The organism is Bdellovibrio sp. SBM16, assembly GCF_056175625.1.
The window spans coordinates 68,419-84,662 of the sequence record NZ_JBJKJG010000001.1; the positions used below are offsets into that span (position 1 = coordinate 68,419).

15 protein-coding genes are annotated in these 16,244 nt (G+C 44.4%); 8 read left to right on the top strand and 7 right to left on the bottom strand.

Going from position 1 to position 16,244, the window contains the following annotated elements; all coding sequences use genetic code 11:
* The first annotated feature begins 76 nt into the window (after nucleotides 1–76).
* From AC04MM_RS00295 to AC04MM_RS00315, 5 genes are read left to right on the top strand one after another with little or no spacing between them, the layout of a single operon-like run.
* Entirely contained in the window at nucleotides 77–1,189 is a 1,113-nt protein-coding gene (locus tag AC04MM_RS00295) for a pyridoxal phosphate-dependent aminotransferase (RefSeq protein ID WP_475378315.1), read from the top strand.
* Nucleotides 1,186–2,178: a thiamine pyrophosphate-binding protein gene (locus AC04MM_RS00300; protein WP_475378316.1), complete on the top strand. Its 993-nt coding sequence runs from the start codon at nucleotides 1,186–1,188 to the stop codon at nucleotides 2,176–2,178. Before AC04MM_RS00295 ends, AC04MM_RS00300 begins: the two co-directional genes overlap by 4 nt.
* Nucleotides 2,168–2,749, top strand: coding sequence for a thiamine pyrophosphate-dependent enzyme (locus tag AC04MM_RS00305; protein WP_475378317.1), 582 nt, complete (start codon nucleotides 2,168–2,170; stop codon nucleotides 2,747–2,749). The genes AC04MM_RS00300 and AC04MM_RS00305 overlap by 11 nt, the downstream gene beginning before the upstream one ends.
* Nucleotides 2,736–3,362: an SRPBCC family protein gene (locus AC04MM_RS00310; RefSeq protein WP_475378318.1), complete on the top strand. Its 627-nt coding sequence runs from the start codon at nucleotides 2,736–2,738 to the stop codon at nucleotides 3,360–3,362. The genes AC04MM_RS00305 and AC04MM_RS00310 overlap by 14 nt, the downstream gene beginning before the upstream one ends.
* Nucleotides 3,359–4,345 (top strand): 3-oxoacyl-ACP synthase III family protein, encoded by a 987-nt coding sequence (locus tag AC04MM_RS00315; protein ID WP_475378319.1) that lies wholly within the window; start codon nucleotides 3,359–3,361, stop codon nucleotides 4,343–4,345. The genes AC04MM_RS00310 and AC04MM_RS00315 overlap by 4 nt, the downstream gene beginning before the upstream one ends.
* A 1-nt stretch (nucleotide 4,346) precedes the next feature.
* Here the strand turns inward: AC04MM_RS00315 and lipB are convergent, their stop codons facing one another.
* The 5 genes from lipB to lipA are packed head-to-tail and all read right to left on the bottom strand — an operon-like array spanning nucleotide 4,347 to nucleotide 9,416.
* A complete protein-coding gene (gene lipB, locus AC04MM_RS00320; RefSeq protein WP_475378320.1) occupies nucleotides 4,347–4,943 on the bottom strand; it encodes a lipoyl(octanoyl) transferase LipB in 597 nt (198 codons plus the stop codon).
* A gap of 47 nt (nucleotides 4,944–4,990) precedes the next feature.
* Nucleotides 4,991–6,430 (bottom strand): dihydrolipoyl dehydrogenase, encoded by a 1,440-nt coding sequence (lpdA, locus tag AC04MM_RS00325; protein WP_475378321.1) that lies wholly within the window; start codon nucleotides 6,428–6,430, stop codon nucleotides 4,991–4,993.
* A 3-nt stretch (nucleotides 6,431–6,433) separates the two neighbouring features.
* On the bottom strand, nucleotides 6,434–6,760 hold the full coding sequence (locus AC04MM_RS00330) for a DUF2799 domain-containing protein (protein WP_475378322.1): 327 nt from the start codon (nucleotides 6,758–6,760) through the stop codon (nucleotides 6,434–6,436).
* Nucleotides 6,761–6,768: 8 nt separating this feature from the next.
* Nucleotides 6,769–8,430, bottom strand: a complete 1,662-nt coding sequence (locus AC04MM_RS00335; protein WP_475378323.1) for a 2-oxo acid dehydrogenase subunit E2 — start codon at nucleotides 8,428–8,430, stop codon at nucleotides 6,769–6,771.
* Nucleotides 8,431–8,432: 2 nt separating this feature from the next.
* A complete protein-coding gene (lipA, locus tag AC04MM_RS00340; protein WP_475378324.1) occupies nucleotides 8,433–9,416 on the bottom strand; it encodes a lipoyl synthase in 984 nt (327 codons plus the stop codon).
* Between the two features lie 248 nt (nucleotides 9,417–9,664).
* On the opposite strand from lipA, the gene argS reads away from it, so the two are divergent.
* The gene (argS, locus tag AC04MM_RS00345; RefSeq protein ID WP_475378325.1) at nucleotides 9,665–11,461 is read left to right on the top strand and encodes an arginine--tRNA ligase; all 1,797 of its coding nucleotides are present in this window, start codon (nucleotides 9,665–9,667) and stop codon (nucleotides 11,459–11,461) included.
* A gap of 71 nt (nucleotides 11,462–11,532) precedes the next feature.
* Here the strand turns inward: argS and AC04MM_RS00350 are convergent, their stop codons facing one another.
* On the bottom strand, nucleotides 11,533–12,078 hold the full coding sequence (locus tag AC04MM_RS00350; protein WP_475378326.1) for a hypothetical protein: 546 nt from the start codon (nucleotides 12,076–12,078) through the stop codon (nucleotides 11,533–11,535).
* A gap of 30 nt (nucleotides 12,079–12,108) precedes the next feature.
* Here AC04MM_RS00350 and AC04MM_RS00355 point away from each other — a divergent pair, with 30 nt between their 5' ends.
* Both AC04MM_RS00355 and sfsA read left to right on the top strand, forming a co-directional pair.
* Nucleotides 12,109–12,300, top strand: a complete 192-nt coding sequence (locus tag AC04MM_RS00355) for a hypothetical protein (protein ID WP_475378327.1) — start codon at nucleotides 12,109–12,111, stop codon at nucleotides 12,298–12,300.
* Complete coding sequence (gene sfsA, locus AC04MM_RS00360; protein WP_475378328.1) at nucleotides 12,297–13,058, top strand: DNA/RNA nuclease SfsA; 762 nt, start codon at nucleotides 12,297–12,299, stop codon at nucleotides 13,056–13,058. Before AC04MM_RS00355 ends, sfsA begins: the two co-directional genes overlap by 4 nt.
* Here sfsA and AC04MM_RS00365 read toward each other — a convergent pair whose 3' ends face one another.
* Nucleotides 13,059–16,172 (bottom strand): beta strand repeat-containing protein, encoded by a 3,114-nt coding sequence (locus tag AC04MM_RS00365; RefSeq protein ID WP_475378329.1) that lies wholly within the window; start codon nucleotides 16,170–16,172, stop codon nucleotides 13,059–13,061. It lies immediately after the preceding gene.
* Nucleotides 16,173–16,244 lie beyond the last annotated feature (72 nt).

The following is a 16,244-nucleotide window of genomic DNA, read 5'->3' on the forward strand; positions in this document are numbered from 1 at the left end:
TCACCCACCCTATAAAAAATAGATTGTATACAATCTATTTTTTGGATACAGGAAAGCTGCAAGCAATGAGGTCTCAGTGTTACAGACGATAAAATCCAGCCCTGGCGCATTCGGGATGGATGTTGTTCAGAAAAAATATAATCTAAGTTTAGGTGAGCCCCACTTAAGCCGCTTTCCTTTAAGTGTATTAGCTGATCTGGTGACTGTTAAAGAAATTCATCGTTATTATCCGTCTTGTGGCAGCGAGACTTTACGTCTGTCATTATTACGTAAATATTATCCCGGATTAAATCTTGATAATATCAGCATCACCCACGGTGCAATCGGCGCATTGGATGTGATTTTGCGCAGCTATAGTCATTTATCTGATGGCCCAACAGAGATCTTACTTCCTGATCCGGGCTTTCCGCCTTATGAAAAGTTAGCTGAATTTTCTAAGTTACAAATCAAAAGGTATAAAATTAATTTAGCGCCAAGTGCAGAAACTTTGATTGATTGGTCAGGTCTGGCTGAGCAAATCAGTGCGCAGACGAAAATTATTCTTTTTAATTCACCGAATAACCCAACGGGCAAGTTGTTTACTGCTGATGATATGTTACAGCTTCGCCGGCTGTTAGAGGCTCATCCGCAACTGCATTTCATTATGGATGAAGTATATCGCGAGTTAATTTTTACTGCAGATAGACACCCGGAACTGACTTCGTTTTTAGACCGCGGGTACATCGTTGGAAGTTTTTCGAAAATGTACCCTCTGCAGGGTGCGCGCGTAGGCTGGGTTGTCACCAGCCCACAGCATATGAAAAAACTTATGCCTTATTTTAACAATGCTTACGGCGCTATTTCATCTTTTGGTCAGGAATTGGCCCAGACGATGTTAGAGAAAAATCTTAATTTTAGGGCTCCTTATGAAGAAGCCCTGGCTACGGTTGAAAAAGTACTGACTGATTACCAGATCCCGCACGTGACTCCACAAGGTGGTTTTTTCTACTTCTTAGATTTTAAATATGATGACCGTATCGTGACCCAGAAGCTTTTAGATCAAGGGGTTATGGTCACGGCTGGATCAGCTTTTGGTGATGCAGGTAAAAATCACATTCGCATCTGCTTCGCGCAAAAAACCGCGGATTTAGAAGCAGCTTTGCAAATTATCGCGACCCTGTGGCATGAGCTGCAGCATGAGAACTTATGAGTTTAGTTAAAGATCAAATCATTCAATTTATCGAAAATTTGAATCTGCAGCATGTTTATGGTGTGAGTGGCGCTAATATTGAAGATTTGTTTTCTGCTTTTCAGCATTCTAAAAAAACTAAACCGGTTTTGGCAAAAACTGAATACCAGGCGGCTTTAATGGCCATGGGCAGTTATTTAGTGCAACAAAAACCACATGTCGTGCTAACAACCTCTGGAGCCGGTGTACTTAATACCTTGCCTGTACTTGCTGAAGCATTCACAAGCCGAGTTCCGTTTGTCCTTATTGCCGGCCTGGTTCCAACCCCGTTGCAAGGTAAAGGTGGTTTTCAGGATACTTCAAATCAAAACGGAACCCTGGATCTTGAAGCCATGATTAAACCAAGTGCTGGATTTTTACAGCAGGTCAGCAAAGCTTCAGAGGTTATGCCAGCGTTACAGCAGGCCTTTGTATCTGCAGAAGTAACGAAAAAACCAGCGGTTATCCTGATTCCCAAAAACATACTGACCGAAACTGCAGATGCCTTACCTTTTGCAGTTACACCGGCGGCGCTTACGCCATCACCCGGCTTAGAAGCTATCTTAAAGCCACTTAAAAATTTAAAAACATCGCCGCTGTTAATCCTGGGTGAAGAGGTGGTTCACTTAAAAAAACGTGAAAACTTAAATCAATTGGCGCAAAAGCTGAACGCCCGGGTAGCTGTAACTCCACAGGCCAAAGGATTTTTTAACCACAAAGATTCGCGCTTTTTAGGTTTGACCGGAATGATGGGGCACGGCTCAGTAGTAGAATTTGCCGCGCAGGCTGAGACAGTTGTTGTCTGGGGAAGCCGCTTGGATTTGTTAAACCGGGTGGGCTTAGAAGATGTGTTAGCGAAAAAAACCTTGTTTCATTTTAGTTACTTCAGTGACGACAGCTATGTACCTGCGACATTTAAGGCGGTCGGTGATTTAGATATGATCATGACGGAGTTATTAAATGACCTTTAATGAAGCGCTCTCTTTGATCAATGAGTTCATCGACCGGCAAACAAATGTGTTTGTCGATGCAGGTAATACCGGAGCTTTTGCTTTAAACCAGCTATCCTTACATGGCCAAAGCCTTTGTTATGTGTCGTTGGCGATGGGTGGTATGGGAAACAGTTTAGGGGTGGCGATGGGCGCTGCTTTTACGTCTCAAAAAAGAAGTGTTGTGCTTTTAGGGGACGGTTCATTTTTAATGTACGGCCTTGAAATTCACACGGCGATTGAGCACCACCTGCCGGTTGTTGTTTTTATTTTTAATAACAATTCGCACGGCATGTGTTCGACCCGCGAAGCCGTCTTTATGGGTAAAGAAACAGGGCTTAATAATTTTAAGAAAAGCTATTTTGCAGCAGGGCTTAAACAAATGTTTCCGACATTGGCTGCTTTTGAAGTGAATGACCTGTCTGATCTACAACAAAGTTTAAAGCAGACCGCCGACTACTCAGGCCCGGCAGTTATTTCAATTAATTTACTTAACAATGAAAATCCGCCTTTTGTGGCGTTTAACAAAAAGGAATCCTATGAGCCAAAATAATCACGTTGAGAATATTCCCGGGCTTCGTCGCACCGAAAACACTGATAAAGTGGAAATGGGCGGCTTGATGGCCGATATTACGCACGCAGTTTATCCACACGACGATATCTACGGCGATTATTGTCCGATTCAGGATTATATCAATTGTCCTCCTGAAAAAGTTTTTGAATACATGGCCAATCCCTATAGTTTACAGGAGTGGACTTACAGCATGCGCGATTTTAAAAAAGTTAACGACGATGGATTATTCGTTGGCCGCGACCGTATCGGAGATAGCACCGATATTTATTTTAAAGTTAAAAGCAATAAAGAGGCTCTGACGGTAGATTACCACTGCGCCTGGGATCAAGGTGATGATCTGTGGATGATTTATCTAAACCGCATTGTACCGGCAGAACTGGTTTTAAACAAACCAGGCTCGGTGGTTTTTTGGCAAAATTGCCGCCACCCGAATTACCTGAAAAATCCATATCCTGAAAAAGCACCGCAAGGCCGGCCGTGGGTAGGGCAGTTTTGGGATTTCTTTTACGCCGGCCACACTGTTGAATTACAAAATCTAAAGAAAATTTTGGAATACCGTCACTCAAATAATTTACCTATGGGACCGTTATGAATATCAGCCTGATCGATGTTGAAGAAATTATGCCAAAGAAAATCGTGACGAACGATTACTTTGGTGAAGCCGAAGTTCGTCAGAAAAACAGAATGTTTTCCGGAACGGTCGAGCGTCGCCATATGGAGCGTGATGAATTGGCTTCGGATTATTTAGCTGAAGCTGCCAAAAAGCTGTTACTTCGTTTAAATTTAAACCCGCAAACGGATGTCGATATGATTCTCACGAACGTATCAATTCCCGATCAGCCATTTACCGGCTGCGGAGCTGTGGTGAATAAAAAAATCGAAGGTAAAGCCAAGTGGATTTTTGATGTTCATAACACGGGATGCATTTCATTTTTATATTTATTGGATATGGCAAAAACCTACATGCAAGCGAATAAAGTTCGCCATGCTTTAATTTGTGTTGCTCAAACTGCTGCCGGGCGTATCTTTGGTCAAGAAGACACACGGCAACTGGCGCAAGCGGCTATTCCAGGTGATGGATTTGCTGTGGCCTATGTTACGGCAAGTGATGAACGCCCGATTTTAAGTATGGGATTTAAAAATTATCCCGAATATTCTGAAGATATGTATGCCGATTACAATGGCGCTAAATGGTGGGAGTCACGTTCAAGTTCTGGACGTATTGATTTTAATGAAGATAAATCAGCGATGATCGTGGCCCGAGGTAACAAGGCTGTTCCTGAAATGATCTATAAGGTATGCGCAGATATCAAAGTTAAAACAACAGACATCAGTTATTTGATTACGAATCAGCCGAATAAAACCTTCTTGCGCAACTGGCGTGAGGCTGCCCAGCTCCCTCCGGAAAAGCATCTGGATACGTTTGAAAAGTACGCTAATTTATTTGGCGCCGGTGTTCCGGTAACATTAGCCGAAGCGATCAAAAATCAAAAAATCAAAAAAGGTGATTTGGTTTGTTTAGCGGGCTTTTCGCATGCTTGTGATTACTCAGCAGCAGCCCTGATCAGATGGTAAGCTAAAGAACATCCTCTAGATTTTTTCTAAGTGTAGTCTTAAACTCATCGGCCGAGACCTTGTCTTGGCCTAATATTTTTTCAACCGAAATCATGGTTTCAGTTTTAAAACCACAGGGATTAATTCCGGTAAAAGCGGTAGGATCGTCAAAAAAGTTAATCGCGGCCCCGTGATAAGTGATCCATTTTTTTACCGCGATACCAAGAGATGCGATCTTTTGGTTTTTTATCCACACACCGGTTTCGTCGGTTTCAACTTGTTGCCCTGGCATTTTCTGCGGTGTTTTACCTTCGGCCTGAATGCCGTAATAGCCCAGAGTTTTAACAATAGCCGACTCTAAAGTTCGTAAATAAGCGCGCACATCTTTGATGCGAAAAATCGGATAAACCACGATTTGCGAAGGGCCATGATAGGTCGCACGACCGCCACGGGATACTTCGATCACCGGGCCTTGCCATGCGAATATATCAGTGGGTTGAGTTTGTCGGCCGGTAGTAACAACTGCGTGATGAGAACAAAAGATTAAGAAGCCTGGGTGCTGCTCGCCTGATGATAACAACTGATCAAGTTTTTCAACATACTCTAGCTGTTTTTTCATAGCCTCATCGTAAGAGATGAGGCCCCAGTCTTCGAAAATCATACCGGTTACGCGTGCGCCGATTTAGCGCCCGTTAAAGGCTTTTGAATAATATGAATCGCGTGACCTAAAGTAGCTTCAGCCGCTTCCATCATCGTTTCACCTAATGTTGGATGCGGATGGATGGTAAGCGCCACGTCTTCTAATCTGGCACCCATTTCAATCGCCAGTGCTGCTTCAGAGATTAAGTTTGAAGCTTCAGGGCCAACGATATGAACGCCAAGTAAAACGTGAGTTTTCTTATCCGCGATCATTTTTACAAAACCGTCAGTTTCCATCATGCTCACCGCTCTGCCGTTGGCTGCAAATGGGAACTTCGAGATTAATAAATCGTTAAAACCTTTAGCTTTGCATTCAGCTTCAGTCATACCCGCTGAGGCGATTTCTGGATCAGTAAACACCACCGCAGGAACTGTTTTTGCGTCGTAAACGCGATTAATGCCAGAGATAATCTCTGGAACCATAACACCTTCGTGCGACGCTTTGTGCGCAAGCATAGGTTGGCCGCAGATATCACCGATGGCGAAAATGTGCGGAACGTTGGTTCTGCGTTGAGCATCAACTTTAACAAAGCCGCGCTCGTCAACCGCGATACCAACACCTTTAAGATTAGCCTGATCGCCATTTGGACGACGGCCCACTGTAACTAAGATTTTATCACATTTGATCACTTCGTCTTTACCGTTGATTTCAACAGTCACTTCATAACCATCTTTAGTTTTCTTCTGGCCTTTGGCTTTAGCACCAAACTTAAACTGAATACCGGCTTTTTCAGCTTTACGGGCCACAACTTGGGCACATTCAGGATCAACTACGCCAGCAAGCAGAGAAGTCTGCGCTTCAACAACGATCACTTCAGAACCTAATTTACGTAAGTAAGAAGAAATTTCTAAACCTATGTAACCACCGCCGATCGCAACTACGCGCTTAGGGATTTCATCAAAGTTTAAAGCGCCCGTTGATGAGCAGATATCTTTTTCATCAAACGGAAAACCCGGGATCTCAATCGGGCGCGAACCCGTGGCAATAATGAAATGTTTAGCCGTGATTGAATCAGTACCAGTTGAAGATTTAAGAGTTAATTCTTTAGTCGTTTTGAAAGTCGCTTCGCCTTTTAAGATGGTAACCTGGTTACCTTTTAAAAGTTGATTCACACCGCCAGACATTTTGTCGCAGACAGATTGTTTCCACTTAACTAAAGTTTTCATATCAACGTCGATTCCGCCTTTGATATTTAAGCCCATAGTTTTAAAATCGTGTTGAGCACGGTGTAACATGTGAGTTGCCGTGATCATCGCTTTTGACGGGATACAGCCTACGTTTAAACAAACGCCGCCTAAGGCTTCGCGTTCGATAACAGCTGTTTTAAAACCTAATTGGGCCGAGCGAATTGCCGCCACATAACCACCGGGACCAGAGCCAATTACTACGATATCAAAATTTTGCATAAATTACTTATTTCCTTCTTGTGGGTGCTGTTTGTCGTATTCAGCACGGCCTTTAAGATAACCATTTTTAAATGCGCGCTCTAAAGTTTTTGGGCAGTTGCCTGTGTAAACTCCGCCTTGTCGGCCGAACCGCAAACCGCCATCGTAACTGCAGAACGAAGCTTGTTCTTTAGCCGGTTCAGGGGGGTTCGGGTCAACAGGTGCGGTTGCCTTAGATTCGCTCGAGCTTTGTTGTTCCCAATGCGTAGATGGCACTAGCACAGGCGCAGAACTGCAACCTGTCGTTTGTAGGGCCATCGCAAATAATGAGAACAATAAAATCTTTTTCATACTTATTCCTATGACATTCCCATCATCATCACGCCGGGATTTTGGATCTTAGCGAAGAACGATTTTAAGAAGTTCGCTGCCACAGCGCCATCGATTAAACGGTGGTCTGCAGTGATTGTGTAGTTCATTGATTTGATAAAACCGATAGAGCCGTCTTTGTTTAAAACCGGTTTATCAGACATTTTGTACATACCAAGGATCGCTACTTCAGGGTGATTGATGATTGGTGTTGCATAAGTACCGCCCACAGAACCGATGTTTGTGATCGTGATTGTTGCGCCTTTCATCTCGTCTGGTTTTAATTTTCCGTCACGGGCACGTTTTGAAAGATCTAAAATTTCTTTAGAGATTTCTAAAATTGTTTTTTGGTCAGCATTTTTAATCACTGGCACCACTAAACCATTTGGCGTGTCGGCGGCAAAACCGATGTTGAAGTATTTTTTATAAACGATTTGTGAATTGGCATCGTCAATTGAAGCATTAAACTGCGGAAATTCTTTGATCGTCGCAATTAACGCCTTCATCGCAAACGGTAAGTAGGTAATCTTAGTTCCGTTTTTCTCAGCGTAATCTTTTAATGACTCACGTAAGGCTACTAACTGCGTGACATCAGCTTCATCCATTAATGTGAAGTGCGGGATAATCGCTTTAGACATTTGCATGTTTTGTGCGATTTTTTTGCGGATGCCGATTAAGTCTACGCGCTCTTCTAATTGCGCATTGGTCGATTTGTATTCTGGTTTCGGGAAGTTCATAGTAGGTGTTCCCGCAGACGTAGCACCTGCACCAGTTGATACAGCGGCTTTTGCTTGGCCACCTTTAGCGCTTAATACGTCTTCACGAGTTACGCGGCCAGCGAGTCCAGAGCCAGTCATCGTGTTGATATCAACACCCATCTCGCGCGCTAAACGGCGAGTCGCCGGAGTGGCTAACACACGTGATTCAGCTACAGGAGGGTAGATGCCACCGGCTGCTGCTGCTACCGCAGCCGAAGCTGTCATTTGTGGCGCTGGCGTTGGAGCTGCTTTCGGAGCTGGAGCGTGAGCGCCATTACCATTTGCGTGGGCGGCCGGAGCCGGAGCTGCTGCGGTCGCACCAGCGGCACCTGATAAAATTAAAATCACAGATTCAACTTTGATCACATCGCCTTTTTTAAACTTTAATTCTTTAACAACGCCCGCTACAGGGGTCGGCACTTCAACGGTGGCTTTGTCAGTCATAATCTCTGCAACAGTTTGGTCAGCTTTAACTGTATCACCAACATTTACAGTCCATTTAACTAATTCACCTTCAGTAACACCTTCACCTAATTCCGGAAGTTTAACATTGGTTGTGCCACCGCCAGTTGCAGCCGGGGCTGCGGCCTGTGGGGCTGCAGCGGCCGGAGCCGTAGCCGGAGCAGCTTTTGGCGCCGGTGCAGAAACCGTCGTGCTGGCAGCGCTGTCTAATTTTAAGATCACAGACTCAACTTTGATCACTTGGCCCGGTTTAAATAATAATTCTTTAACTGTTCCTGCGATTGGGGTCGGAACTTCAACCGTTGCTTTGTCAGTCATGATTTCGCAAACAGTTTGATCAGCTTTAACTTGGTCGCCTGGTTTTACCAACCATTTTACTAATTCGCCCTCAGTTACGCCTTCACCTAATTCAGGTAATTTAATATCAGCCATTTCTAGTTGTTTCCTTTCAAACGATCTACTTTATTTAATTCTCTATTTTGTTTAATCATACCTTCTAAGAAGAACTCACCGGCGCGGTAAGAACTTCGAACCAATGGGCCAGAAGCCACGTATAAAAATCCCATAGCTTCTGCCGTCTCCTGCCAGAATTTAAATTTTTCTGGCGTTACGAACTCAATCACTTTTAAATGCTTAGGTGTTGGTTGTAAGTACTGGCCAAATGTCACCACATCGCATCCGACTTCGCGCAGGTCTTTTAAAGTTTGAATCACTTCTTCATCTGTTTCGCCTAAGCCCAGCATGATTGAAGATTTAGTATAAATTTTTGCATCAAATTTTTTAACTAACTTAAGCACGTCTAATGATTGGCGGTATTTAGCGCGCGGGTCGCGCACACGCGGGGTTAAACGCTCAACAGTTTCAATATTGTGGGCAAACACATCCGGATAACTTGCGGCTAGGTGAAGAATTAATTTTTCATCACCACGGAAGTCCGGCGTTAAAATTTCTACGATTAAATCTGGATCAAGTTTTTTAGCCGTGTTGACAGTTCTGGCGAAATGGTCAGAACCTTGATCTGGCATATCGTCGCGATCAACCGAAGTGATCACCACGTATTTTAGTTTCATTTGCGAAATCGAATACGCCACCTTTTCCGGTTCAAACGGATCAACTGGCGGAAGACCGGTTTTTGCATTTCCAGTTTTCACGTTGCAGAAGCGGCAGCCGCGCGTGCAGGTATCGCCCATGATCATGATGGTGGCTGTTCCGCCAGACCAGCATTCGCCCATATTTGGACAGCGGGCTTCTTGGCAAACAGTAGCAAGTTTTAATTCGCCTAACATGTCTTTGATGCGCGCGTAGTTTTCGCCCGCTGGAGCTTTTACTTTCAACCAATCCGGTTTGCGGACTGGTTGAGGAGTTGCTCCTGAATCTTGATTTTCGCCAGCGTTTCCGCCTGGAACGTCATTCAACATATTGCCACCTTTTAGTGCAAAAAAATATCACTGAATTTAGAGCTATATTACTAGCTTCAAAGAGGGGGCAAAGCAAAGGTTTTTACTTTGAATCGGAGAGTTAAACAGGGGTTCAAAAGCTAATAAACTGAAGCAAGCGTTTTCTCAGGGTGGCAATCGAGAATATTCGCTATAAAACAAGGCCATGCAAGGGTTTTATGTTGCTCATTGGTTGTCTAATCAACTCTTGTTTGTTAGCTATATAGGCTATGACATTAATGCATGAACCATTACGTAAACTCGTTTCTCAAACGCTTATTAAGTTAATTCAAACTCAGCTCACTGCAGGCGGTGTTGCCGAGGATGTGATGAGTGCCGGAGATGTTTATAAAGCCTTAGTTGAACCGCCAAATACTGATCTTGGCCACTTAGCTTTCGGTTGTTTTATTACCGCTAAAAATTTGAAAAAAGGTCCGCCGGTTGTTGCCCAACTTCTGGCGCAGGAATTAAAGAATGAATGTGCGCAAAATGTAATATTGAAAAAAGCCATCGCCTCGGTTGAGGCCGCTGGCCCATATATCAATATCAAATTTACGCCGGCTGGTCTTGCTGATTACGTTTTAAAACCGATTTTATCGGGCGAAACTTTTAAGGCGCAGTTAACTGAGGCGACGCCGAAAATGATGATCGAGTATTCACAGCCAAATACGCACAAAGAGTTACATGTGGGCCACATGCGCAATATGTGCTTGGGCGATGCAATCGTAAGATTACTAAGGTATTCAGGCTACAACATTTTAGCTTCGACATTTCCTGGTGATGTGGGAACACACGTAGCGAAATGCTTATGGTACATGAAATACCACAATAAAGAGTCAATCCCGATGTTAAACAAAGGGGCCTGGTTGGGTGCGATGTACTCGAAAGGTAATCTTTTACTGGAAGACCAGGAAGGCACACCGCAAGCAGAAGAGAATAAAAAAATTCTCACTGAAATCTTAAAACAATTAGAGCATAAAAACGGTGAGTACTACGATTTGTGGAAACAAACACGTGAGTGGTCGATTGAGTTAATGAAGGATGTATACAAGTGGGCTGATGTGCACTTTGACCACTGGTATTTTGAATCGGATGTGGATTCTGATTCGATTAAAACCATTAAAAAATATCATGCCGAAGGTAAACTTGTAGAGTCGCAAGGGGCTATCGGCCTTGATTTTTCAAATGAAAACCTGGGTTTTTGTCTGTTGCTGAAATCTGACGGTACCGGCTTGTATGCAACTAAAGACGTAGAGCTTGCGCGCCGTAAGTTTGAAGACTACAAAATCGAAAAATCAATTTATGTCGTTGACCAAAGACAGGCCTTACACTTTAAGCAGGTATTTAAAACTTTAGAAGTTTTGGGTTTTGAGCAGGCTAAAGATTGTTTCCACTTGCAGTATAACTACGTTGAACTTCCAGACGGGGCGATGAGCTCACGCAAAGGTAATATCGTGCCGTTAACTTCATTGGTTGAGACGATGCGAAACCATATCAAAGCCGAATACCTAAACCGTTACGCCAACGAATGGACACAGGAAGAAATCGAAACTGTGGCAGACCAAGTGGCCAAAGGTGCGATCAAATACGGCATGTTAAAACAGGATACCAATAAAAAAATCGTGTTCGATATGAATGAGTGGACAAAGCTTGACGGTGAGTCTGGTCCGTTTATTCAGTATTCATTTGCACGTATTAATTCGCTACTTAAAAAGTTCACATTCGATGCCAAGGCTGAGTTTGTGCCTGATGTTTTAGCCCACAATTCTGAGCTGAAACTGATGCAGCATTTGATGAACTTTAATACGGTGGTTTTAAATTCGGCCGAGAACTATAAGCCTGCGGCGCTTTGCTCTTACTTATACGATACGGCGAAGAAGTTTAATACCTTCTACCATGACTGTGCGATCGGTACCGCAGAAACACCTGATCTTAAAAAAGCGCGTTTAGCGCTGGCTTACTCGACAGGAGCCGTGATCAAACATGGTTTAAGCTTGTTGGGAATTCCGGCTCCGGAACGCATGTGATCTGAAATAAAAAAGCCCCGGTCTTGCGATCGAGGCTTTTGAGGTTAAGTCTTTATTATTTTTGCGAGTAATTACTCAGCAAGACCCAGCCAAACTTGTAAACGAGCACGTGAACCGATCAGGTTTCTAGACGTAGCTTCGATCACAATAGACTCAACACGTACAGAGTAGTAGCGGTCTAAACGTACACGTACGTCACGGCCTTCTCTTACGGTACCTGCTGCTAAGTGAATTGTGCGGCCGTTAGATAAACGGGCGTAAGCGCGGGCGATGTCAGTATCTGCTGATGTTGAACGTAATAAAACTTCGTTCACTAAGCGGTGATTGGCGTGGAAGCGGATAGTTTCAGTGACTTTATCCACTTTGTTTGTGCCCATATCTAACCAACGGTAAGTGCGCGCCGGACCGTAGTCACCGTAACCTGGATAAGATGGGTAACCCGGCTCATACGGGTTTGGCTCGTATGGATTTGGTTCATACGGGTTACCTGGGTATGGAGCTGGTTGTGGGTGGTGCGGGCGGCCCGGACGGCCGTGGCCATCACCGTTTCCTGGCACTAAATACTGAGCTTGTGCTAAGCCTGCGATTAACATAATCGCTAAGAATAATGATTTCATAAATCCCCCCTGTTTAAATTTTGACCCCGCTTGCGACTGCAAACTGGTGTCATTTGTTTAAAAAAACTTGTTTTAAAAGCTGTTGGAACACATGAAGCAAAAGATCAGCCAAAAAAAAGTGGCTCAAATGGCACCTTTCCTAGTATAAAAGTGGTGACATTCGGTGTTCCAAAGCAGTGGAACACAAATGGTTTTTTAATATATTTTAAGGTTGCCAAATGAAATTTGAAAAAAAATTGCATGAAGGAATTTTACTTTCTCGTTATAAAAGGTTTTTCGCTGATGTGGAATTAGACGGGGAAAAGTTAACAATTCATGTGCCGAATACGGGTTCACTTAAGGCGGTCATTGAAAAAAATCCTGCGCAGCCGCAGAGGTGCTGGTTTTCGCTGCATGGTGATGCTTCAAAAAAGCTTAAAGGCACCTTAGAAGCCGTGCAGACCGAAGAAGGGGCGTGGGTTGGTGTTAATACTTCTAATCCGAACCGCGTGGTAACTGAAGCCATTCAAAATGCGATTGATACCGGTACACCGTTTTTAAGAGAGTGGGCCGAGTATGGTTTTTACAAACCCGAATACAAAATCTCAAAAGAAACGCGTTTAGACGGGGCGTTCTTTTTTAAAGCCATGGATCTGGATAATCCGAAAGCGAAAAAACATTTTATTGAAATTAAAAACACCACCTATCGCGCCAAAATCGATAAAAAACCGCACGCGCAGTTTCCTGATGCGGTGACTGAGCGCGGGCAAAAGCATATTCAGGAGATGATGCAGCTGATGCAGCAGGGGCATAAGTGTGAACTGATTTTTGCGGTACAAAGAAATGACGTCGATTATTTCTCGCCCTGTGATTTAGATCCTGATTACGTTCGGCTTCTTAAAATGGCCGCCCAACAAGGCCTGATTATTTCGCCGCTGATCATTGATATTTCACGTGATGAAGTCAAACTGACCACGAAAAAATTAGACGTGGTTTTGTAGTTACATTTTCATGCAGATGGCATAAACAGTAATTGTATCGGTACTGCCAGCAGTGCACTTCCATGTCGTATCTGTATCCGGCATCGATCCAATTATTCGATTTGTGCCAGATGAAAGTTGACAGCCACCACCTATAATTTTTTTGCCGGCAGAGCAGCCGATTGAGCAATTCATAACACTGGTACAGCTTGCAAAGACTCGCTCGTAGCCGCCGACCGCGGTAGTTTGGGTTGAACCATCGTTAAATTCAACCCCCGCAGTTGTGCGAATAGTTCCACTGACAGTTAAGGTGCGTGTTGGAGCATTTGTACCGATACCGATATTGCCGCTATTCGACATCGTCATGTAAGCGTTCGTCGGATTGCCGAACTGAATTCCGCCGCTTGAACGCAATGCTAAAGTATCGCTAAGTCCGCCATTAGGAAACATACTTGATGCAGCGGTGCCGCTCCAGCCGATATAAGCGCGATCGCCGCCCGAGTTGGCGATCGACAAGTAACCGCTACTTGAGTTGTTTGGATAATAAAAGCGGGCCAACTGCCCGGAGAATGCCGAGATGACATCTAATGAACCATAGGTGCGCACTGTTGAAGAGGCCGTTACCAGGTTAATATCAAAGGGTGAATTAATAGCGCTAATGTTATCAATTTCATTCGGACTTTTACCCTGGGCAATGGCGTTACGGGTGCCACTGTTGTTGGTTAAAAATAAATTCTGACCGTCGTATTCAACCGAACCAGCTGTCGCTGAGGCCAATAGAGAATTACTTGAAAATTTTAACGGTACCGTGCCGCTGCTGGCGCCTAGGTGTAATTTGGCATCCGGGTAAGCGGTACCAATACCGACATTGCCTGTTTGTTTCACGACAAAGCGTGGTTGCCATGACAAACCATTATCGACACTTGATGAAAGACCAAAGAACGTTTCTGTGGCCGTTGTATCAGAGAAAATCATCGCCTGCCTGTTAGCACCGTGTTCAGATGTGGCAATGACTCGGCCGGTTGTTCCTGACATCACGCCCATATTGAACGGATCTGACGACATCGCTTCAGTCGTGCTGATTCTAAAGTTGATGGTCGACATGCTCGTCAATAATGAAGTCACACTGAATAAACTTGCCGGTGCACTTGTCACATTGGGGCCGATACTGATACTGCCAGAAGTGCTGATATTGCCAGAAGCATTAATACTGCCTGCAGAGTTGATGTTGCCGCCGACACCTAAACCGCCATTTAAAACCATGGCCCCGTTATACGGATTAGAACTATTAGCATATGAAGTAACTATGACCGTTCCACTGGTGTTCAGTGAAAGGTTAGATGGTGAATTGATATTATAAATATTATCAATTGAATTTACCGAGTTGGTCGCAAGCATACGGCGGATCGACGAGTTGTCAGTAAAATATAAATTGTAACCGTCAAACTCGACGAAGCCTGGTGCAGCCGAGGCAACCAGCGTACCTGAGGCAAACTTAAGTGGCGCAATTGCGCCATCAGAAGCCAATTCTAAACGGGCGGCCGGATTGGCCACACCGATACCGACATGACCGCTATTTAAGACAATCAGATTTGTACTGTTGTTTGAAGATACTTTCAATCCATATTTATTTGTCAGAACATTGTCGACATTAATGCGAACACCACTTCCGTTGGCATCGGTATTAACAAAATTAGCAATCAATGGATTAGTAAAACTTGGTGCAGTTACGCTTAAGCCGATGTTAGAGTAAATAGTGCTCGAACCAATCGTAGCATTAAGTGTTGTCATCACACCAGTAGCATTACTTGACCACTGGGTTCCGCCGTTGGCGACCGGCAAAACACCGGATACATCGGTTGCTAAATTGATTGTCGTTTTCGTTGCCAAGGCAGATAGGCCTAAATTATTGCGCGCAGCGGTTGCCGATGAGATATCTGCCAGATTATTTACTGATTGCAGTGCGCCTAAGATACGCGGGTCATTACCTTGTGCCACAGTTCCGGAAGAAGTGCCAAAGTTCACTGACAGAGTACCGGAAGATGTGATCGCCCCGCCGGATAAACCGGTGCCCGCATTGACTAAAGTAACGGTACCTACACCGGCTGGGATCGACGTTGGCGTCCAGCTGCTGCCATCAAAGTAGAGCACCTGACCTGAAATCGGTGCCGTTGCGGCCAAAGGTATGCCGCGGATTTTTTGTAGTGTAGCTGTTGCCGAGCCAACTGCGGTTGAGATATCACCTGAAAAACTAGGTAAGTGGGTAGCCGGTAATGGACCAGAGATATTCGCACTGCCAAGATTGATACTGTTAAGGGTTGCAAATGCGCCTAATCCCAAATTGTTGCGTGCAGCAGTTGCAGAAGTTAAATCAGATAAATTATTGGTCTTAATTGCGTAATTTGCCAACGCCGAAGCTGAAGCCGGAGTATAACCTAAGGCAGAGGTAATTGCCGCTGAAGTGACAGCGGTTGTGGTGCTTACCGGTGTGTACCCTAAGGCCGAAGTGATCGCGGATGCCGTAACTGTGTTGCTTGATGGCGTTTGCCACGCAAGCGAACCAGTCACACCTTTGGTTAAAACCTGTCCCGGTGAGCCGCTAAAAAGTAAGGTGTTGGTGTCGGCCGAAGCCTGCACAAATTCGGCAGCATTTTTTCCGTTTAACATCGTGGCGTTATGCGCGTAAGGCACGGTGCCCAGTTTAATCGTGGCGGTAATATTCTGTTCAGAAAAATAAACCTGCACTAAGCGCGTGTCAGCTGCAGAAACTGAACAGTTGTTGCCGGCAAAGGTGGTTGTGCCGGAAACCGATCCGAAAAATAAATTTTGGGTAAAGCTATTTGGAGATCCCAAAACTGGAGACGAACTACCGATGCGGTGATTAATATTGCCTGCGCTATCTCCGGCGTTTGTAACATTCTCGCCGTAAAGGTAACATCCATTGGCTGAAACATAAAATACTAAATTTTTACCGGCCAAATCAATTGCATTACCGCTGCTATCGGTGAGCGAACCTTCAACTGCGATTTGCTGGTTTTCGCCAGATTGGGCGTAAGCCGTATTTGTCACGCTAAATGACAAAGCAAAAGCAATAACTAAAAAATAAAAAATTGAGCGGTTTGCGCAGACGTTCATTCAAGAACTTATCGGCCTTTTTCTTAGCTAAGTTAAGGATAAGAATTTGTTGATTTGTTTCAACCTGAGACT